Source organism: Mesorhizobium sp. AA22 (assembly GCF_001672375.2).
Taxonomy (GTDB): domain Bacteria; phylum Pseudomonadota; class Alphaproteobacteria; order Rhizobiales; family Rhizobiaceae; genus Mesorhizobium; species Mesorhizobium wenxiniae.
On sequence record NZ_CP048406.1, the window covers coordinates 3024789 to 3044461 of the forward strand.

Below are 19673 nucleotides of genomic sequence, written 5' to 3' on the forward strand. Positions count from 1 at the left end.
TCGGCAAAATCCCGCTTCGGACCTGTGCATAAAATGTGACGAAGCTGGGGCGAGGATGGATATGACAGCGCTACCGTAGCCGAAAGTCGGAATCGATTTTCGGGTCGATGCGAAGTTCAATGAGTTGGAGCGTCGTTTGCGCGTCCAATACGAAGCTCTAATGCTGGCGGCCGAACAGGCGGCCGTCGATGGTGACGAGGCCCATCGCGATCAGTGCCATGCCGCCGAGCTCGAACAATTCGAGCCGCTCGCCCAGGAACAGAAAGCCGAGCAGGATGGCACTGGCCGGCACAATCAGCGTGACCAGCGAGGCGTTGGTGGCGCCGGCCGAGGCGACGAGGTTGAAATAAAGGATGTAGGCGAAGGCGGTGGACAGCAGGGCCAGCGCCAACACCGCTGCCCACACCGGCGGCGAGGCCGAAAACAGGTTGCCAGTGCCGTGGCTAAGCAGCACGATCGGGATCATGATAATGGTCGAGGCGGTCAATTGTCCCGTGGCGATGACCGATGAAGGCACGCCCTTGAAGCGGCGGGCAATCATCAGGGCGACCGCATAGGACAGCGACGCACCGACCAGCGCGAATTTCGCCCAGACCGGTCCGCCCAGCCCGGCAAGCAGGCCGGGACCGATCATCACCGCCGTGCCGACGATGCCGAGCGCGATCCCGGCAAGCTTGTTCCAGGAGAGTTTTTCGTCTGATGTCAGCGCGTTAGCGAAGATCAACGTCCAGAACGGCGTCGTCGAATTGAGCACCGAGGCGACACCGGCGCCAAGTTCGGTCTGGCCGGCGAAGATCAGCGAGAAGGGAATGACGTTGTTGACGAGCGCCAGCAGGATGAACAGACCGGCATGCGGCAAGGCGAGGCGGAACGACGGACCGCGCTGGCCGAGATAGAGATGCAGCGCCAGCGCCGCGATGGCGACGCGAAACAGGACCAGCACCAGCGGGGGAATCTCGGCAACCGCAATGCGGGCAAAGAAGAACGAGCCACCCCAGATCGCACCTAACAGCAGAAGTTGTGCCCAGTCTTTCAGGGCCATAGGTCCGCGCATTGCCATGGATCGTCCTCCCAGATGGCTCTGAATCAAGCCAATCAGGCGTCTGTTCAGGTCATATCCTGTTCGACGGCAAGGGCCACCCGAAACCAGATCGGTGGGCTAGCATTCCCATCATCTAGCGTAGCGCCGCGGCGTTCGGGCCGCGAGACACAGAATTGTTTTCATTCCCGCATAGGTTGGATTAATTGTGCGCAGTCTAGGTCAAGGGATTCGTCCATGCAGCGATTCGAAAATGCGCGCGAAGCGGCGCTGGCGCTTCGCCCGGACGATCCGATTTATTGCTTTCGCCCGCAGGTGCTGAAGGCGGACGCCGCGCAGTTCATGGGCATGTTTCCCGGCAAGACCGCCTATGCGGTCAAGACCAACGGCGAGCAGATCGTGCTGAAGGCGCTGGTTGAGGCCGGCGTCGGCACTTTCGACGTGGCCTCGCCCGGCGAATTCGCCGCCGTGCGCGCGGTCTCGCCCGACGCCGAGATGCTCTACATGCATCCGGTCAAGGCACAGTCGGATATCAAGCTGGCGCTGGAGAAATATGGCATCCGGGTCATCTCGCTCGATCATGAGGACGAGATCACCAAGCTGACCCGCGTGGTGCGGGCGCTCGATATCGATCCGGGTGCGATCACTGTGTTCGTGCGCATCCAGACGAAAGGATCGGCCGCCTACGAACTGTCGAAGAAATTCGGCGCCGGACCGGCCAATGCGGTCGAGCTGGCCGAACGGCTGAACCGGACGGGCTACAAGGTCGGGCTGTGCTTCCATGTCGGCAGCCAGATCGAGGATCCCGACACCTATGAGCGGGCGCTGGCCTCGGCCGACTGGGTGCGCAACCGCGTCAGCTTCGACATTGCCGGGCTCGATGTCGGCGGCGGTTTTCCCGCCGAATATGGCCATGATCCCAACCGCAAGCTGATCGAGATGCCGTCGCTCGGCCAGATCATGTCGCGGCTGTCGGGCGACCTGAACGAATACCAGTTCGACCAGATGCCGCTGGTGGCGGAGCCGGGCCGGGTGATCGTGGCGCGCTGCCTGTCACTGATCGTGCGCGTGCTGCTGCGCAAGGGCAAGCGGCTCTACATCAATGACGGCATTTGGGCGTCGCTGTCGGATTCATGGACCGGCAAGATCACGCTGCCGGCGCGCTTCATCCCAGACCCGGCGATCCGTTCGCGCAATGGCGAGGAGAAGACCATTGTGCCGTTCAAGGTCTGCGGCGCGACCTGCGATTCCGTCGATATCCTGTCGCGGCCGTTCTGGCTGCCGGAAACGGTCGATACCGGCGACTGGATCGAGATCGGCCATATCGGCGCCTATTCGCTGTCGCTGAGGACACGCTTCAATGGCTTCTATCCCGACACCTTCGTCGAAGTGACGACGCCGTTCGACGAAGGGGACGCGCCGCAAGGGTTTGCCAGCCTGGAGACGATGGCGGATTAGGCCATGTAGGTCAGGCCACTCCGCCGCCGGCCTGAATGTTCTCGCCGGTCAGCCAGCGGGCTTGGTCGGAGGCGAGGAAAACCGCAACATCGGCAACGTCGCGCGGCGCTCCGATCCTGCCGAAAGGCGACATGCCGGCGGCGATCGCGCGATCTCGCTCGGGCAGCAGGTCGGTGTCGGTAAAGCCTGGCGAAAGCGCATTCACGGTGACGCGGCGCGGCCCGAGTTCGCGCGAGAGGACGCGGACGAACTGCTCGACGGCTCCTTTGCTGCCGAGATAAAGGGCCGTCTGCGTGAAGAACATCTTGGTTCCACCGGTGGAGACGGCGATGATGCGGCCACCGTCGCGCACGCGGCGCGCCGCTTCCTGAAGCGTGAAGAAGGTGCCTCTGGCGTTGGCGCCGAAGACGTGGTCGAAGTCGGCTTCGGTGGCCTCGACCAGCGGCTTTATAACGGCGACGCCGACATTGGCGACAACGATGTCAATCGCCCCCATCTGCTTTTCGGTCTCATCGAACAGCCGGCGGATGTCGGAAACGCTGGAGATATCGGCCTGAATGGCAAGAGCTTTTCCGCCACTCTCGCGGACGGCGGCAACGGCTTCCTGGGCGGCTGTCTCGTTACCGACATAGTTGACGACGACGGTCGCCCCGTTTGCCGCTAGCCCCTCGGCGATGGCGCGTCCAATGCCGCGCGAACTGCCCGTCACGAGCGCGGTTTTGCCTTCAAGCGAATGAGACATGAAGCATTCCTTTCGACTGGTGTTGCGGCCGTTTCAATAGAGCGACGGTTCCATCTGTCGAAAGCTAGGAGCATGCTATTGATCAAATAATGGGCTATTAACTAAGTAACTCGTTAAGCTAGAGGTACATAATGCGAGGAACGGAGTTTTCCGAGCTCAAGGCGTTTGCAGCGATCGTCGAGGAGGGCAGCTTTGTCCGCGCCGCGGCCAGGCTCAGGGTTTCGCCGCCAGCGCTGAGCCAGACGATCCGCGGGCTCGAAGAGCGTGTCGGTGTCCGGCTGCTCAACCGCACCACCCGCAGCGTGTCGCCGACCGCAGCAGGCGAAACGCTGTTTGCCCGCCTCGCTCCGGCATTCAGCGAACTCGAAGGCGCTGTCGCCGACGCTCATGCATCACGCGATCGGCCGGCAGGCTCGCTGCGCATCAACGTTCCACGCATCGCTGCCATGCGTTTCATTGCTCCCATCCTCGGCGATTTTCAGCGCGCCTATCCCGATATCGCGCTGACCGTCATCATCGACGATATGCTGACCGACATTGTCGAGGGGCGGTTCGATGCCGGAATCCGGCTCGGCGAGCGGCTGGAGAAGGATATGGTGGCGGTGAAGCTGAGCGAGGATTTGCAGATGGCCGCGGTGGCCGCTCCAGCCTATCTCGAGAACCGGACCATACCTCGTCATCCGCAGGAGCTGCATCAGCACCGCTGCATCAATTTCCAGTGGCCCGGTGGCGGCAACATCTATCGATGGGAGTTCGCGCGAGGCCAACGCGCTTTGGAAATAGCCGTCAACGGCGGTTTGACGGTCAACGACACGGAACTGATGATCAGGGCGGCCCTGGATGGGGTCGGCGTGGCTTACATGCTGGATTACCAAGTTCGGCCGTGGATCGAAGCCGGCAAGCTCATCCGTTTTCTCGAAGCCTGGTCACCCCGATTTCCGGGCTTTTACCTATATCATACGAGCTCTCGGCAGGTTCCAACGGCCCTGCGCGCCTTTATCGATTTCCTGCTTGCCAGGCGATGACCCGCTTTAAAGCTTCGCAAGAAGCTCCGGTGTCGGCCAGCCGTCGACTGGCAAGCCTAGCCGCTTCTGCTCCTTGCGGATCGCCTCGCGGGTATTGGTGCCCAGGATGCCGTCGACCGTTCCCACGTCATAGCCTTTGGCCTCGAGCTTTGTCTGCAATGCCCTCATCTGATCGCCGTCGAGGCCGGGTTCGGGATTGCGCGGACCGAATTGCGGCGCACCCGCCAGCCGCGCGGCGAGATTTGCCGCAGTCAGCGCATAGGTGAAGGACTGGTTCCACTCGAGGTAGACGTCGAAATTGTCGTAGACGAGGAAGGCCGGCCCCTTGCGGCCCATAGGCAGCGCCAGGCCTGCCTTTAGGCCGTTGTCGACAAGCGGCGTGCCGTTGGGGTTGGTGACACCCCACTGGGCCCACTGCGTCAGCGGCAGCTTGTTGGTGCGGCCGGTCTGGTCCCATGGCATGTCCTCGGGCACGCGGACTTCCTCGATCCAGGGCTGGTCGCGTTTCCAGCCGCGCGACATGATCTTGTTGGCGGTGGTCATGATCACATCCGGCGCGCTGCTGCGCAGGTCGACCAGACCGTCGCCGTCGCCGTCGACGCCGCGGCCGAGATAGTCGGACGGCAGCATCTGTGTCTGGCCGATTTCCCCCGCCCAGGCGCCGGTGACATCGGCCGGCACGACGCCGCGATCGATGAGGGTCAGCAGCGGCGTGATCTGCGGGCGAAAGAGTTGCGGGCGGCGGCAATCATGCGAGAGCGTGACCAGTGCGTTCAGTGTGTGGAAATCGCCCTGCACGGCGCCGAAATCGGTTTCCAGCGCCCAGAAGGCGGCGATGATCGGCGGTTGGACGCCGAATTCCTGGTCGGCGCGGGCAAAGACGTCGGCGTATTTTTTCAGATTGGCGGCGCCCTGCTTCAGCCGGTAAGCCGAAATCATCCGGTTCGAGAACTCGATGAAGGTCTGGGTAAAGACGCTTTGGGCGCGGTCGCGCGCCAGCACCTTTTTGTCGGCGGTGGCCTTTTCCAGCGCCTCAAGGCCGGCAGTGCCGACCCCGGCGTTCCTGGCCTCCGCCGCTACACCCTGCTTCCATGCCTCGAAATCGCCGCCGCATTGCTGTGCCACCGCCGGCGCCGCCGTAGCGGCCAGAAGCAGCGCCGCGAGAATTTCCAAGCGCAATCGCATCGCCATCCCCCAAGAAGATCACCAGCGGTTGCAAGCATCCTTCATTTGGCTGTGTCGAAAAGCAGGCGGCAGGCCCGCTGTCAACGGGTGTTCTGCCGCAGCCACTTGTTCCAGGCGGCTTCGGTGCCGTTGAACACGTTGATATCGGCCTTGCCGGGGATGCCCGGCACAATACCGGTTCCGGTGTACTGCCAGAAGGTGAACGGGTGACTGCCGTATCTCTTGCGCGGGTGGCCGGCCACCGAACGCAGCCAGTAGGGATAGCCACGGAAGGCCGATAGGCCGTTGTCGTCGAAGAAATCGATCGAGGTGTAGATGATCGGCTTCTTGCCATAGTGTTTTTCGACGATTTCGAGGAATGTGCTCATCTCGCTGCGCACCGTGGCCGCATCGGGCCGCAGCTTGCAGGTCGGCGATTGCGGGTTCCATTCCATGTCGAGAACCGGCGGCATCGCCGAACGGTCTTTGGGCACGTTCTTGATGAACCACCGCGCTTGCGTGGCGGCCGGCGTGCAAAAATAGTAGAAATGATAGGCCGCGCGGGGGATTCCTGAGGCTTTCGTGCGGCTCCAATGCTCATTGAAATAATCGTCGAAGCGATCGCCGCCTTCCGTCGCCTTGATGAAAACGAAGGAAATGCCGCTGGCCCTGGCCGCCGGCCAATCGACCGAGGTCTGGTATTTCGAGACGTCGGTGCCGTGAACGGCATAGCTCCACGGCGCGCCGCTTTCCCACTTATGGGGGTCGGAGTCGTCAAAACGAGGTGCGCGCACCGTAACGGTCGGGGCGCTCGGCAGCGACGGCGCAAGATCGTCGACGGTCGAGCAGGCGCCCAGCAGCGTCAGCATGATGAAAGCCGCGAAACGGCGCATCGCTACTCCTGAACCGGTTTCAGCCGGCCGCTGATGGGTTGTTGCTGCAGGTGGGCCCCTCGACCGTACCCCCAAGCGATCGCCCCACAGGACCGCTCCCATATTAAAGCGCGCGCTTCGACGCGCTTTAACCTTTGTTTTTTATGCGTGTCGTTATCCCAGAACCGCTGCGCACTTTTGGGCGACACGCATCAGTGATCGCCGATCATGGTTGATATTCCGTTGACGGCGCTCGACAGGAAACGCGATTTTGCCGAAGCAATGGCGGCAAATCGATGGCATACATGAGCGTCCGGGGGGAGTCGGAAAAGTGCAGATTGTTCTGAGGCTGGTGAAATGGCTGCTCGGGCTGGCTGTGCTGGCGGTCGCAGCACTGGCCGCCTGGCTTTACATCGCCCCGCCGGAACTGATCCGCGTCGGCTCGGGTTATACGGCCAAGATCGTCTGTTCGAATGTCTTTATCGCCGGACGCGATGCCGACAAGGTGCTCGCCATCGACGTGCAGGCGCCGGGCCATCCGTTGCTGCGGCTGATGAGGGTCTCCGTCGACAAGGAGCAGGGCACCGTCTCGGCGGGGCTGTTCGGCGTGTTCGGCAAAAGCGTCGCGGTCGTTCGTGACGGGCTCGGCTGTGCTTCGGTTCCGGATGGCGACATCGCCACGGCCAAAGCGGTCGCCGGGCCGGCGCTGACACCGGCGCCGCCGCTCGATGCACTCTGGCCGGAGGGCGACAAGGTCGATGCCTCGCAGAACCCCGAAATCGCGAAAATCCTCGACGACCCTGCCATGACCGGCGCCGGTATGCGGGCGGTGGTAGTAGTCAAGAACGGCCGCATCATCGCCGAGCGTTATGGCGACGGCTTTGCCGAAAAGACGCCGCTGCTTGGCTGGTCGATGACCAAGACGGTAAATGCCGCGATCGTCGGCACGGTGATGAAGGACGGTAAGATGGTGATGACGAACCAGGGCCTGTTCGGACCCTGGAAAGCGGACGGCCGCGCCGCCATCAGTCTCGCCGACATGATGGCGATGTCGAGCGGGCTGGAGTTCAACGAGGACTATGGCGACGTCACAGACGTGACGCGGATGCTCTACCTCGAGCCTGATATGGCGGGCTTTGCCGGATCCAAGTCGCTGACTGGCGAGGTAGGCAAAATGTTTTCCTATTCGAGCGGCACTGCAGTGATGCTGTCGCGGCTCTGGCAGGATGCGATCGGCGACAAGAACAAGGCGCTGGCGTGGCCGAGAGTTGCGCTGTTCGACCCGCTGGCCATGCAGAGCGCGGTGCTGGAGGCCGACGAGTACGGCACCTTCGTCGGCTCGTCCTATCTCTACGCCACCGCGCGCGACTGGGCGCGCTTCGGCCAGTTCCTGCTGCAGGATGGTGTATGGAACGGCCAGCAGATGCTGCCTGGCGGCTTCGTCGCCTGGATGCGGGAAGCCGCACCGGCCTCGAAAGTCTACGGCAGGGGCCAGCTGTGGATCGAGGGGCCGGGCGACGAGCAGAGCCCCGGCGCCGGCATGGCTGCGGGCCTGCCAAGGGATACCTACTGGATGGAAGGCCATGACGGACAGACGGTCGCCATCATTCCCTCGGAGCAGATAGTGGTGGTGCGGCTCGGCCTGACGCCGGCCACGTTCGGCTATCGGCCGCAGATCATGGTGGCAGCGCTGGTGAAGGCGCTGCATTAGCTGCTATTTGCGCGGTCCGATCACTGCGAGCCACGCATAGCCGCGGTACAGTGTTCTGAATCGAAAGCTTGCAACGATCCGCTCGGATTCCGATGCCATAACCGCGCGCAGGGCCTCACGAGGCTCGACATGGAATTTTCTCAGCCAGCCGCGCAGCAATGTGCCAAACCAGCGGGGCAGGGCCTCCTGCTGGCCGAAATCGACGACGTGCAGCGAGCCGCCAGGTGACAGGGCTGCAAGAGCCGCGCAAACGGTCTTCTCCCAACCTGGGATCATCGACAGCGAATACGAGACAAAAATGCGGTCGAAACTTTCGATAGAGAACAGCGCTTTCGCGTCGAAATCGGTGGCGTCGCCGCGCGCCAGCTTGACGCGGCCGGACAGGCCTTCGCGGGCAATGGCAGCAGTGGCCGTTTCCAGCATTTCGGCCGAAATATCGAGACCGAAGAAGCGGGCGTCGGGATAGCGGCGGGCGGCGAGAACGATGTTGCGGCCGGTGCCGCAGCCGAGTTCGAGCACGGTGCCGCCTGTGGGCACATCAAGCCCTGCGATCAGCCGGTCGCGGCCGAGCAGGTAATATTTGCGGGTCAGGTCGTAGATGTGGCGCTGCCAGCGGTAGACGCCGTCCATCAGCTCGGCGTGCCTAGCCGGCGGTTCGGCGTGCCTGGCCGGCAGTTCGGTCGTGCTCATGTGGCCTGCTTCACATAGAGATGGAAGCCGCCATAGATGGCCGACCGGTCGCGGGCCGAGAATTCGCGCGACGCCTCGTCCGCATAATTCCACTGGTCGAGCAGCGAATTCGAGACCCGGCCGGGCAACAGGCTGGGTTCGGCCGCGGTGCGGAAGATGACGCGGGCATCAGTCGACGCGGTCCGGGTGATCTCGGCCCACAGCGCATTGAGCTGGTCGTCGGTCATCCAATCCTGTGCGTCGAGCAGGACGAAGCGGTCGACCGAACCGGCATCCTTGCCGGCGAGGAATTCGATCAGATTGGCATGGCGAATGGCGACGCGGTCGACATTGTTGCGGATCGTCTTGTAGTTGCGCTTTTCGAGATAGGCGGGCAGCGCCGCCTCGCCGGGGTTGGGATAGCGGCGGGCAAAAGCCTGCCAGGCGAAATAGTTGTTCTGTAGCGGAAAATCGCAGGCGAGCTTTTCCAGCCGGGCCTTCAGGACGCTGGCCATGGTGCCGTCGCCCGAGGTGATCAGCGAATCGTACTGGGCCGGCGGAATGCCGAGGCCGAACAGCGAGGCTTTTCGGGAGGTGGCCCATTTCAGCAACGGCTTTTCGAAGATCGGCGCCAGTTCCTCGTCGAAGAAGCGGCGCTGGTCGGCGAGGCTTTTGGCTTGCATGATGCCGGCCGGATCGACACCGAAGAATTTGGCGGTGCGGTGACCCATGGCGATAAACAGCCCGAGCAGCCCGGTCTGGTAGAAATTACGGTCGAAGACGGCGATGCGGCGACGGCCGAGCCAGTTGCGATGTTCCCAGTAATGGCGGCTGACTGGGTCGAGATGCGGCGCGATGAAGCGGTCGTAGGCTTGCGAATTGTGACAGGTCTCGGCAGCGCCGAAGAAACGGAACAAGTCACCCTGGGACGGCAGATGGCGCACCGCTTCGAGCTTCATCCGGTTCAGCGCGATGTGGGCGGCGTTGAGATCGACGGCGTCGATCCTTTCGGGCGACCGGGTGAGATAGGCGAGGATGTTGCAGCCGCCCGAGGCGATAGTGACGACGCGATGGCCCTGGCCAAGCTGCATCGCGTCGATGTCGACATCGGGGTCTTCCCAGATCTGCGGATAGACGAGGCCGGAAAACAGCAACGCGAAGAGCCGTTCGGAGAGGCCGGCCTTCGACAGCGGGCGGTTCTGGTAGACGGCTTTGCCAACTTCCTTGCCGCGGCGAAAAACCAGTTCTCCGGAAAGATCCGTCATGACAAGGCGATTCCCGTTTGCTCTGGCGCAAGCGGGTAGCGCAGGTGGATGACAGGCGGGTGACAGCTTGTTGAGATGAACTCAGGCCTCGCCAAATCCGCCTGGCGTCGGTGTCGTCACAATGACGGCTTCACTGGCCTCCAGCACCGTCTGGTCGCACGCCTTCAGGATTTCGACGCGGCCATTCTTGCGGCGGACCGTGGTCGAGCCGGCCTCGCCATCGCCGCCGCCACCCAGGCCTTGCGGCGGGCGATCGCGGTGCGAGGACAGGATGGCGCATTCCATCTTTTCGAGGAAACGGATGGTGCGCTTGGTGCCGTCGCCGGCACTCCATTTGCCTTTGCCGCCGGAGCCTTCGCGGATGTGGAAATCCTCAAGCAGGACGGGAAAGCGCAATTCCAGCACTTCCGGATCGGTCAGGCGCGAATTGGTCATGTGGGTGTGGACGCCGGAGGTGCCGGCAAAGCCGCGGCCGGAGTTCATCCTGCCTGCCGGCGAGCCGGAGCAGATCGTCTCGTAATACTGGTACTGCTTGTTGCCGAAGGTGAGGTTGTTCATCGTGCCTTGCGCGTTGGCCATCGCGCCCATGGCGCCGAAAAGCGCATTCGTGACATGCTGGGAGGTCTCGACATTGCCGGCGACGACCGCCGCCGGATAGGCGGGTTTCAGCATCGAGCCATCGGGGATGATGATGTTGATGGGTCTCAGACACCCGGCATTCATCGGGATCATGTCCTCGACCATGACGCGGAAGACATAGAGCACGGCTGCGCGGGCGACCGGCTCGGGGGCGTTAAAATTGTTCTTCATGGCCGGCGAGGTACCGGTGAAGTCGACAGTCGCCCCACGCTTTTTCCGGTCGACCGAGATCTTCACCTTGATGACTTGGCCGGTGTCGGTCGGATACTCGTATACGGAACTGTCGGGCAGTCGCTCCAGTACGCGGCGCACGCTTTCGGCCGCATTGTCCTGGACGTGACCCATGTAGGCCTCAACGACGTCGAGGCCGAAATGCGTGACCATCTTGCGAAGTTCGGCGACGCCCTTTTCGTTAGCGGCAATCTGCGCCTTGAGGTCTGCGATGTTCTGATGCGGATTGCGTGCCGGGTAGGGGTGGTCGGTGAGCAGCGTCTCCAGTTCCTTCTCGCGGAACCGGCCGCGATCGACGATGCGGAAATTGTCGAACAGCACGCCTTCCTCGTCGACCGTGGTGGCGAGCGGCGTCATCGAGCCAGGCGCGGTGCCACCGATGTCGGCATGATGACCGCGTGAAGCGACGTAGAAGAGGATTTTTGGCGATTGGCCGATTTCCCCCCCTGCGGGGGAGATGCCCGGCAGGGCAGAGGGGGGCAACGTCGAGCGCTCAGCTTCGCGATACGCCGCCTCGCCAATTGGAGGCGTTGGCGGGGCAGCGCCCCCCTCTGTCGGCTTCGCCGACATCTCCCCCACAAGGGGGGAGATTGGTCGCTCTTCCTCAAACACGGGCGTCACCACGGTGATATCAGGCAGATGCGTGCCGCCATTATAAGGCGCATTCAATGCAAAGACGTCGCCGGGGTGAATGTCGCCCGAGTTGAGCCGGATGATGGTTTCCACCGAACGGTCCATGGAGCCGAGATGCACCGGCATATGCGGCGCGTTGGCGACCAGCGCGCCATTGCGGTCGAAGACGGCGCAGGAGAAATCCAGCCTTTCCTTGATGTTGACGGAGTAGGCGGTGTTCTGCAGCGTCACGCCCATCTGCTCGGCGATCGACATGAACAGGTTGTTGAAGACCTCCAGCATTACCGGATCGGCTTCGGTGCCGAGCGCTGCCTGCCGGCGCTTTTTCTCGACGCGGCGCAACAGCACATGGTTCTTGGCGGTGATTTCGGCTTGCCAGCCCGGTTCGACGACGATGGTCTGGTTCGGTTCGATGACCAGGGCAGGACCGGCAACGCTGTGCCCCGGCTTGAGCGCCTCGCGGCGAAAGATGCCGGCGTGACGCCAGATGCCGTCGGCGAAGATCTGCCGTTTCTCCGAAGGGCTTGGGGTTATGTCCTCAAGAACTGAATCGCTTTCCTCGCAGCCGGCGTCGCCGGTGTCGGTGCCTTCGACGCCGACCGATTCGACGATCATCGGCTTTTTGTCATAGACGAAGCCGAACTGCGCCTTGTGGGCCGTTTCGAAATCGCTCTTGGCTCGTGAAATCGAGCGGTGCTGGAAATTCACCGGCAGTGCGGTGTCGGTGCCGTCATAGCGGACCTGCAGCACCGGTTTCGAGGCGACGGTGTCCTCGGCGATGCCTTGTGCGGCGAGCTCGTCGATGACGGCTTTGCGCAATGTCGCGATAAGCTCGTCGATCGCCGGCTTGGAGTCTTCCGCCAGTGGTTTCAGCAGCGCCTGCTGGCGCGACGAAAAAGTCGAGGACAACCCAATGCCATAAGCCGACAGCAGGCCCGAGAACGGATGGATCAGCACCGCTTCCATGCCGAGTGCGTCGGCAACGAGGCAGGCGTGCTGGCCGCCGGCGCCACCAAAACAGTTCAAGAGATATTCGGTGACGTCGTAGCCGCGCTGCACGGAAATCTTCTTGATCGCGTTGGCCATGTTTTCGACGGCGATGGTGACGAACCCTTCGGCCACCGCCTCCGGCGTGTGGCCGTCGCCGATTTCGGCGGCGAGTGCTGCGAATTTTTCGCGCACGGTTTGCACGTCGAGCGGCTCGTTCTGGCCGGGTCCAAAAATGGCCGGGAAGAAGTCGGGCTGCAGCTTGCCCAGCATGACATTGGCGTCGGTGACGGCCAGCGGGCCGCCGCGCCGGTACGCGGCCGGGCCGGGATTGGCGCCGGCCGAATCTGGCCCGGCGCGGAAGCGGCCGGCCTCGTAATGCAGGATCGAGCCGCCGCCGGCGGCGACGGTATGGATGCGCATCATTGGCGCGCGGATGCGCACGCCGGCAACCTCGGTGTCGAAGGCGCGCTCATAGTCGCCGTCATAATGGGCGACGTCGGTGGATGTGCCGCCCATGTCGAAGCCGATGACCTTGTCGAAACCAGCGAGTTTCGCCGTCTCGACCATGCCGACGACGCCGCCGGCAGGACCGGACAGCAACGCGTCCTTGCCCTGGAATATATCGGCGGCGGTGAGACCGCCCGACGACATCATGAACATGAGGCGGGGGGATTCCGTCCCCCTCGAGGGGAGGGTGGCGGCGAAGCCGCCGGGTGGGGTCGTTGCGGCAGTGCTCGACGTTCCTTGAGGCCTCGCGCTGCCTTGGGCGACCCCCTCTGGCCGCTTCGCGGCCATCTCCCCCTCGAGGGGGGAGGAAACGCCCAGCTCTTCAGCCACCCTCTGCACATAGCGCGACAGGATCGGCGACAGATAGGCGTCGACCACGGTGGTGTCGCCGCGGCCGACCAGCTTGATGAGTGGCGAGACCTCGTGGCTGACCGAGACTTGGCGAAACCCCAGTTTTCTGCAGACTTTTGCAGCCGCCTTTTCGTGGTCGGGATATTTCCAGGCATGCATGAAGACGATCGCCACGGCGTCGATACCGTCGGCCTTGGCCTGTTCGATGGCTGGGCGCACGGCGGCGATGTCGAGCAGCCGATCGACGCAGCCGTCGGCGCGCACGCGCTCGTCGACCTCGATGACGCGCTCGTAGAGTTGTTCGGGAAGAATGATCTCCTTGGCGAAGATGTCGGGCCGCGCCTGATAGGCGATCCTCAGCGCGTCGCGAAATCCCCTGGTGATGAGCAGCAGCACGCGGTCGCCCTTGCGCTCCAGAAGCGCGTTGGTGGCAACGGTAGTGCCCATCTTGATGTCGCCGATCAGGCCGGACGGGATCGGCGCGCCGGATTTTAATTCGAGCAGATCGCGAATGCCATGGATGGCGGCGTCGGTATAGGCTTCAGGATTCTCGGAAAGCAGCTTGCGCGGGTGCAGCCCGCCTTCCGGATCACGGCCGATGACATCGGTGAAGGTGCCGCCGCGGTCGATCCAGAAATCCCATTTGGCGGTCACGGCAGCTCTCCCAGGCATTTTATTGATTCAATATGTTAATTCGCCATGGCTTGGTGTTAGTTCGCCAGGGCTTCGCCGGCAACGGCAAAAGCAGATGATGTTACATGCGGAAACGCAACGTTATGAAACTCATAAGCGCCTGATGCATTCTGTCCTCGCTCGTCACCCGGTAGCGGGGGCGTGATTAGAGGAGAGATGTCATGAAGAAACTCATTCTTGCGTCGGTTTCGGCGCTTGCCCTGCTCGGCGTTGCGGCTTGCAGCGACAGCGGCACGGGCGGGGACGCCACAACCACGCAGAGCACCAATCCGCCAGCGAACGAACAGCCGATGCAGCCGGCTCCTGACGCGACGAAGCCGGCCGAGCCGGCTCCGGCTGCGCCGGCGCAGTAGTTCTCAGGTGATGAACAGAAGGCCGGCATCATGCCGGCCTTCTGACTTCAGGACACGCTCCTTGTGGCCGCCGCCGCAAGCGCAGTTTCGCCCGTTCCTTTTTCGCCCAGAGAAGGGGCCGAACGGCAAGGCGACGAAGGCTTGCAGTTTCGCTCGCTGTGGCCGCCGCTGCCGCCTGCTGATTTTCCATGATCGACGGTTACGCCAGCTGGTCAGGCGGCCGCGAAATCGGCTGCCCTGCGGCATTGTCTTCGCTTGATAGCGGTGGCCAGTTAGCCCTAATAGGTGCCCATGTCGATTTGGGATCGCCTTGGCGACTTCATCACGCGCGTTTCGTCCTCAACCTCGTCCGGCGTCGCCGACGTGGTCGAGGCTGTGCGCACGGTTTTCTCCGGCGACCCGGATCTGCGCCGGCGCGTCGCCTTCTCGGTAGCGATGATCGCGCTGTCGGCCAAGATGGCCAAGGCCGACGGCATCGTCACGCAGGACGAGGTGCGCGCCTTCCAGCAGATATTCGATGTGCCGAAGGACCAAACGCGCAATGTGGCGCGGCTCTACGATCTGGCCAAGCGCGACATTGCCGGGTTCGAGACCTATGCCGCGCGCATGGCGCAGCTTTGCGGCTCCGGTCATTCGAACTGCAAGATGCTGGAGGACATTCTCGACGGGCTGTTCCACATCGCCAAGGCCGACGGGCTGGTCCACGAGCGCGAAGGGCAGTTCCTGCATCGTATTGCCGAGATCTTCCGGATCGAGGAGGCGCATTACCAGAGCATTCTAGCCCGGCACGTCGACCTGGGTGCGGCCGATCCCTATGTCGTGCTTGGCATCGAGCGGGGAAAAACGTTCGAGGAGGTCAGGAGGCGTTATCGCAAGCTGGTTTCGGACAACCATCCCGACCGGCTGATCGCACGCGGGCTGCCGCAGGAATTCATCAAGATCGCAACGAGCAGGATAGCGGCGATCAACGCGGCCTATGAGATGATCGAACGAGGCCTGCGGCACGCATGAGCGGCTTCCCGCCCGACGAGCCGAGCGCCGAGGTAAGGGTATCGCCGAATTTCGGTCCACGACGCGAGAAGCCCGACATGATCGTGCTGCACTACACCGGGATGGAGACTGGCGCCGGCGCCGAAGCATGGCTGTGCGATCCGGCCAGCGAGGTTTCGTCGCATTATCTCGTCCATGAGGACGGCCGCATCGTCCAGATGGTCAGGGAAAGCGACCGTGCCTGGCATGCCGGCAAGAGTTCCTGGTTCGGACGCAGCGACATCAACTCCTGTTCGCTCGGCATCGAGATCGTCAATCCGGGGCATTCGCTGGGCTATCGGAATTTTCCGAAACCGCAGATCGATGCCGTCATCGGCCTGTGCAAGGGAATTGTTCAGCGCCATACGATTCCAGCCCAACGGGTGCTCGCCCATTCCGACGTGGCGCCGGGACGCAAGATCGACCCCGGCGAGAAATTCCCTTGGAAAGCGCTGTTCGAGGCCGGTGTCGGCCATCTCGTCGAAGCGGCACCCCTCAGGCGCGGCGCGGTGCTGAAGGCCGGCGATGCGAATGCCGAGGTCGAGGCGTTGCAATCGATGCTGGCGCTCTACGGTTATGGCGTAGAGATATCAGGCAATTTTGACCGGCATACCGAAATCGTGGTCGAGGCTTTTCAACGGCATTTCCGCCAACGCAAAGTGGATGGCGTGGCCGACGGATCGACAATCCGCACGCTGGAAAGGCTGCTTGCTTCCGTGAGGGCAGTTCCGCCCAAGTAGTCTTTTCCTAGCTGTTCAGTTACAGCCTGTCACTCAAAGTGACTTGCCTCGCCCTTTTTGCCGCCAATTCGGCCGTCAAAGGCGATCCGTGCAAATTGTCGGACCTAGAGCGCCCAGATGTTCCGATGTTGATTTAGCGTAGCTGCGTGAACTTCTTCGCGCGGTTCAAACAGAACAGGATCCCATGCAGAAATTGACCGTTTTAACGGCAGCTGTTGCTGCCGGCGTACTGACTTTCGCCATCGGTGCCGCCCATGGCGCGCCGCTGAGCCAGCGGGCCGACCAGGGTTTCATTACCGTGTCCGATAAAACCGCCACGCCGAAAGCCGGCCAAGATGCAAAGGAAAAAAGGACAGCCTCCGCAAAGGCGGTAAAAGCTGCTGCGGTAAAGGTGAAAAAGCCAGCATCCGCAAAGGCGGAAAAAGCTGGGGTAAAGGTAAACAAGCCAGCCTCCGCAAAAAATGCAGTCTCCAAACGGCACGTGAAGCGCAACAGGACCCGCATCGACCAGGCGACGACGGCGTCGATCGGCGGGAAAAGCCGGGCAGCGGCGCCGAACGCGGCGGCCGCTGGCGGCAGTGGCCAGTATTCGGCGATCATCGAGCGTCATGCCGCCAGCAATGGTGTGCCGGTCTCGCTCGCCAAGGCCGTCATCATGATCGAAAGCAGCTTCCGGCCGAACCAGGTCGGCAGCGCCGGTGAGATCGGCCTGATGCAGATCAAGCCGTCGACGGCGCGGATGATGGGTTACAGCGGCTCGATCAAGGGCCTCTACGATCCCGAGACCAACATCAAATACGGCATGAAATACCTCGCCATGGCGCACAACCTCGGCGGCGGCACGACCTGCGGCACGATTCTCAAATACAATGCCGGCCATGGCGCCAAGCGGATGAACCCGATTTCCGCGGCCTATTGCGGCAAGGTCAAGGTGCAGTTGGCCGCGCTTGGAGCGCCGGCGTAATAAGCCCGAACCTGCTTTTTTCTTGCGTTTTCGGCCTTGAACCCCTTTATACGCCTTGCCAGCTGGCCGGGCGGCCGCACCCGCGAAGCCGAAAGGCTGCGGGTGAGGAAAGTCCGGGCTCCATGGAGACACGGTGCCGGTTAATGGCCGGCGGGGGCGACCCTAGGGAAAGTGCCACAGAAAGCAAACCGCCACGGTTCTACCGTGGTAAGGGTGAAAGGGTGGGGTAAGAGCCCACCGCGCGACTGGCAACAGGAGCGGCACGGTAAACCCCACCGGGAGCAAGACCGAATAGGGACGGTGCGAGGGGAAACCCTCGAGGGCTGTTTCCGGCTCACCGTCCGGGTAGGTTGCGTGAGGTGCATGGCAACATGCGCCCAAGATGAATGGCCGCCACGTTCTCGCGCCGCAAGGGGCGAGGGCCATACAGAACCCGGCTTACAGGCCAGCTGGCAATTTCTTCCAGATACTACAAGGACATCCCCTGATATCAGCAGGTTGCGTCATCGGGCGCCTGCTGGTTCAGGCGCTTTACTACTGAACCGGCTTTGCTGGGCAGTGGGCGTAACAAGCGTTTCTTGAAGTCGGTGCGATTAATCGTACCATATAGGCGCGGGCAATATCAGGAGCGCATCATGGGTCAGGTCGACAAACGCAGCATCACGCTTTCGCCGGAACTGGCGGCGGCGGTCGACGTTGTGGTCGCCGCCGGCGAATATGCTCGGCGAGCGAGGTGATCCGCGACGCGCTCAGGCAATGCAAGGACCGCCGCGACCTGCACGGCTATACGGTCGAGGAGTTGCGCAAGCTGGTGCAGGAGGGAATTGACAGCGGACCGGGTCGGTTTGCGTCGATCGACGAAATCAAGGCCGAAGGGCGCAGACGATTGAAATCCGATAACGCGGCATGAATTTGCTGCCCATCATCCGAACTGCAATGCAGAAGAGGATTTGATCGCGACCTGGCTCCATGTTGCGCGAGACGACGAGGCTGTAGCGGACCGGCTGCTCGACCGGAAGCCCGCTGGCGGCAACTGGCGACTTATCCCTTCTCAGGCGCACCGCGCTAAGACATTCGCCCGGCATCCGCCATCTGGTCGTCGGCGCGTATCTCACCTTGTATCGTGTCAGCGAGGATCCTGCGCGGGCTGCATGGCCGGCGCAATATCGAAGCCGACGATCTGGCTCCGTGATCGGTTCGTTCAGCCGCTGATACCGTCCAGCGACGCTTCGATCGCTTGCCAAAGCTCTTCCACCGGTTCGCAGCCGACCGACAGGCGAACGAAGCCGGGCGGAACAGCGTCTCCTCTTTTTGCTCGCCGTTCCGCCGACGTATGCACGCCTCCGAACGACGTCGCCGCCTGCATCAATAAGCAGTTGTTGATGAAATCCTCGGCCTTGTCCTCCGATGCCAGCACAAACGAGATGAGAAAGCCGAAGCGCTCCATCTGGGCGCGGGCGAGATTGTGCGAAGGGTCGCCTACCAGACCCGGAAAGCGCAAGCCGCTGATCGCACGATGGCTCTCCAGACGCCGCGCTATCACCTCGGCGGAAGAACACATGCGGTCGAAACGCACGTCGAGCGTTTCCAAGCCGCGATGCACAAGCCACGCCTCGAACGGCCCGGGAATGGCGCCCGACGTCTCGCGCCAGCCGGACACGGCGGCGATGATGTCGGCATTGCGGCTGGCGACATGGCCGAACAGCACGTCGGAATGGCCATTGGGTGCCTTGGTGTCGGCGGCAATGACGATGTCGGCGCCGAGATCGAGCGGGCGTTGGCCGAAGGGCGTCATTGTCGTGTTGTCGACCACCAGAATCGCCCCCGCTTTGTGCGCCGCTTCGGCGACCGCCGTAATGTCGCAGATATCCAGTCCCGGATTTGCGGGAGTTTCGACGAAGGCCAGTCGATATCCATCGAAGCCGCCGTCGAGGAAAGTCGATGTCGGCCGGATATCGTAGGCGACGCCGAAAGGTTTTAGGAAACCCTCCGCCAGGGCCCGCGTGGTGTGATAGCCGTCCGACGGCAGCAGGATACGGTCGCCGGATTTGAGCAATCCAAAAAACACCGCCGAGATTGCAGCCATTCCAGAGGGGAAGGCGACGCATGGCGCCCCTTCCAGATGCGCCAGCATGTGTTCGACCGCGTCCCAGGTCGGATTGCTGAAGCGGCCATATTGATCGAACCCGGTGGCGTCGCCGGGTGCATGATAAATGGCGGCCATAGTCAGCGGCAGGGGAATTGGGTCGCCCATGGCAAGCCTGCCACGACGCAGATGGGGAAGTGCCGCGGCGCGCGATCTGGCTGTTTCGGACATGGATTTCAACCTTGTTTCTGACCGAGAAAAGAATCTGTTTCTGACCGGGAAAAGACGGGCTGACGCTATGCGCGGTGGCGATCCGCGGCAAGCGGCCTCCGGTAGGCCAGGCGCTCTAAACGCTTCGTTAGGCTTAATGGAGCATAAAGACGGGAGTGCCGTCAGAGCTGCTCTCATCGGTTGTGGCGCGCGCGTTTGTGAAGCCTATTCCCGTTGACGCCCATAGCGCCCCATGATATCCCATTTCGATATTCAAGCCTTCGTTCCGCGTCAGGGTGAAG

At 62.5% G+C, this 19673-nt stretch carries 15 protein-coding genes, 1 other RNA gene and 1 pseudogene; 9 read left to right on the forward strand and 8 right to left on the reverse strand.

Annotated features, from left to right (window positions below; all coding sequences use genetic code 11):
• Positions 1 to 157: 157 nt before the first annotated feature.
• Positions 158 to 1060, reverse strand: a complete 903-nt coding sequence (locus A9K68_RS14655) for a DMT family transporter (RefSeq protein ID WP_065010330.1) — start codon at positions 1058 to 1060, stop codon at positions 158 to 160.
• 216 nt (positions 1061 to 1276) lie between these two features.
• Between A9K68_RS14655 and A9K68_RS14660 the strand changes: the two genes are divergently transcribed.
• On the forward strand, positions 1277 to 2497 hold the full coding sequence (locus A9K68_RS14660; protein WP_029351502.1) for an alanine racemase: 1221 nt from the start codon (positions 1277 to 1279) through the stop codon (positions 2495 to 2497).
• A gap of 10 nt (positions 2498 to 2507) precedes the next feature.
• Here A9K68_RS14660 and A9K68_RS14665 read toward each other — a convergent pair whose 3' ends face one another.
• Positions 2508 to 3239, reverse strand: a complete 732-nt coding sequence (locus A9K68_RS14665) for an SDR family oxidoreductase (RefSeq protein ID WP_065010329.1) — start codon at positions 3237 to 3239, stop codon at positions 2508 to 2510.
• A 131-nt stretch (positions 3240 to 3370) separates the two neighbouring features.
• On the opposite strand from A9K68_RS14665, the gene A9K68_RS14670 reads away from it, so the two are divergent.
• Positions 3371 to 4264: a LysR family transcriptional regulator gene (locus tag A9K68_RS14670; protein ID WP_065010328.1), complete on the forward strand. Its 894-nt coding sequence runs from the start codon at positions 3371 to 3373 to the stop codon at positions 4262 to 4264.
• Between the two features lie 6 nt (positions 4265 to 4270).
• Here the strand turns inward: A9K68_RS14670 and A9K68_RS14675 are convergent, their stop codons facing one another.
• Positions 4271 to 5449 (reverse strand): lytic murein transglycosylase, encoded by a 1179-nt coding sequence (locus tag A9K68_RS14675; RefSeq protein WP_065010465.1) that lies wholly within the window; start codon positions 5447 to 5449, stop codon positions 4271 to 4273.
• Between the two features lie 80 nt (positions 5450 to 5529).
• Positions 5530 to 6321, reverse strand: coding sequence for a GH25 family lysozyme (locus A9K68_RS14680; protein WP_065010327.1), 792 nt, complete (start codon positions 6319 to 6321; stop codon positions 5530 to 5532).
• 310 nt (positions 6322 to 6631) lie between these two features.
• On the opposite strand from A9K68_RS14680, the gene A9K68_RS14685 reads away from it, so the two are divergent.
• Entirely contained in the window at positions 6632 to 8011 is a 1380-nt protein-coding gene (locus A9K68_RS14685; RefSeq protein WP_065010464.1) for a serine hydrolase, read from the forward strand.
• A 3-nt stretch (positions 8012 to 8014) separates the two neighbouring features.
• On the opposite strand, the gene A9K68_RS14690 is transcribed toward A9K68_RS14685, so the two are convergent.
• The 3 genes from A9K68_RS14690 to A9K68_RS14700 form a co-directional block, all read right to left on the reverse strand.
• On the reverse strand, positions 8015 to 8701 hold the full coding sequence (locus A9K68_RS14690; RefSeq protein WP_065010326.1) for a class I SAM-dependent methyltransferase: 687 nt from the start codon (positions 8699 to 8701) through the stop codon (positions 8015 to 8017).
• Positions 8698 to 9945 (reverse strand): DUF3419 family protein, encoded by a 1248-nt coding sequence (locus A9K68_RS14695; protein ID WP_065010325.1) that lies wholly within the window; start codon positions 9943 to 9945, stop codon positions 8698 to 8700. Before A9K68_RS14695 ends, A9K68_RS14690 begins: the two co-directional genes overlap by 4 nt.
• A gap of 81 nt (positions 9946 to 10026) precedes the next feature.
• Positions 10027 to 13950 carry a hydantoinase B/oxoprolinase family protein gene (locus tag A9K68_RS14700; protein WP_065010324.1) on the reverse strand — a complete coding sequence of 1308 codons (3924 nt, stop codon included), beginning with the start codon at positions 13948 to 13950 and terminating at the stop codon, positions 10027 to 10029.
• A 200-nt stretch (positions 13951 to 14150) separates the two neighbouring features.
• Between A9K68_RS14700 and A9K68_RS14705 the strand changes: the two genes are divergently transcribed.
• The 6 genes and pseudogenes from A9K68_RS14705 (at position 14151) to A9K68_RS14730 (ending at position 17985) form a co-directional block, all read left to right on the forward strand.
• Entirely contained in the window at positions 14151 to 14342 is a 192-nt protein-coding gene (locus A9K68_RS14705; RefSeq protein ID WP_029351485.1) for a hypothetical protein, read from the forward strand.
• A gap of 291 nt (positions 14343 to 14633) precedes the next feature.
• Complete coding sequence (locus A9K68_RS14710) at positions 14634 to 15353, forward strand: DnaJ family molecular chaperone (protein ID WP_065010323.1); 720 nt, start codon at positions 14634 to 14636, stop codon at positions 15351 to 15353.
• On the forward strand, positions 15350 to 16111 hold the full coding sequence (locus A9K68_RS14715) for an N-acetylmuramoyl-L-alanine amidase (protein ID WP_065010322.1): 762 nt from the start codon (positions 15350 to 15352) through the stop codon (positions 16109 to 16111). Before A9K68_RS14710 ends, A9K68_RS14715 begins: the two co-directional genes overlap by 4 nt.
• 184 nt (positions 16112 to 16295) lie before the next feature.
• Positions 16296 to 17075 carry a transglycosylase SLT domain-containing protein gene (locus A9K68_RS14720; RefSeq protein WP_065010321.1) on the forward strand — a complete coding sequence of 260 codons (780 nt, stop codon included), beginning with the start codon at positions 16296 to 16298 and terminating at the stop codon, positions 17073 to 17075.
• Between the two features lie 58 nt (positions 17076 to 17133).
• Positions 17134 to 17532: RNase P RNA component class A (gene rnpB, locus A9K68_RS14725), an RNA gene on the forward strand.
• Positions 17533 to 17710: 178 nt separating this feature from the next.
• Positions 17711 to 17985 (forward strand): annotated as a pseudogene (locus A9K68_RS14730) (type II toxin-antitoxin system ParD family antitoxin).
• Positions 17986 to 18276: 291 nt separating this feature from the next.
• On the opposite strand, the gene A9K68_RS14735 reads toward A9K68_RS14730, so the two are convergent.
• On the reverse strand, positions 18277 to 19392 hold the full coding sequence (locus A9K68_RS14735; RefSeq protein ID WP_065010320.1) for a cystathionine gamma-lyase: 1116 nt from the start codon (positions 19390 to 19392) through the stop codon (positions 18277 to 18279).
• Positions 19393 to 19673 lie beyond the last annotated feature (281 nt).

What these genes read in the sequence shown, in the direction of transcription:
- A9K68_RS14735 (WP_065010320.1), bottom strand. Translation starts at nt 19,392, where the DNA reads ATGTCCGAAACAGCCAGATCGCGCGCCGCGGCACTTCCCCATCTGCGT.
- A9K68_RS14710 (WP_065010323.1), top strand. Translation starts at nt 14,634, where the DNA reads ATGTCGATTTGGGATCGCCTTGGCGACTTCATCACGCGCGTTTCGTCC.
- A9K68_RS14680 (WP_065010327.1), bottom strand. Translation starts at nt 6,321, where the DNA reads ATGCGCCGTTTCGCGGCTTTCATCATGCTGACGCTGCTGGGCGCCTGC.
- A9K68_RS14720 (WP_065010321.1), top strand. Translation starts at nt 16,296, where the DNA reads ATGCAGAAATTGACCGTTTTAACGGCAGCTGTTGCTGCCGGCGTACTG.
- A9K68_RS14705 (WP_029351485.1), top strand. Translation starts at nt 14,151, where the DNA reads ATGAAGAAACTCATTCTTGCGTCGGTTTCGGCGCTTGCCCTGCTCGGC.
- A9K68_RS14675 (WP_065010465.1), bottom strand. Translation starts at nt 5,449, where the DNA reads ATGCGATTGCGCTTGGAAATTCTCGCGGCGCTGCTTCTGGCCGCTACG.
- A9K68_RS14665 (WP_065010329.1), bottom strand. Translation starts at nt 3,239, where the DNA reads ATGTCTCATTCGCTTGAAGGCAAAACCGCGCTCGTGACGGGCAGTTCG.
- A9K68_RS14670 (WP_065010328.1), top strand. Translation starts at nt 3,371, where the DNA reads ATGCGAGGAACGGAGTTTTCCGAGCTCAAGGCGTTTGCAGCGATCGTC.
- A9K68_RS14655 (WP_065010330.1), bottom strand. Translation starts at nt 1,060, where the DNA reads ATGGCAATGCGCGGACCTATGGCCCTGAAAGACTGGGCACAACTTCTG.
- A9K68_RS14715 (WP_065010322.1), top strand. Translation starts at nt 15,350, where the DNA reads ATGAGCGGCTTCCCGCCCGACGAGCCGAGCGCCGAGGTAAGGGTATCG.
- A9K68_RS14695 (WP_065010325.1), bottom strand. Translation starts at nt 9,945, where the DNA reads ATGACGGATCTTTCCGGAGAACTGGTTTTTCGCCGCGGCAAGGAAGTT.
- A9K68_RS14690 (WP_065010326.1), bottom strand. Translation starts at nt 8,701, where the DNA reads ATGAGCACGACCGAACTGCCGGCCAGGCACGCCGAACCGCCGGCTAGG.
- A9K68_RS14660 (WP_029351502.1), top strand. Translation starts at nt 1,277, where the DNA reads ATGCAGCGATTCGAAAATGCGCGCGAAGCGGCGCTGGCGCTTCGCCCG.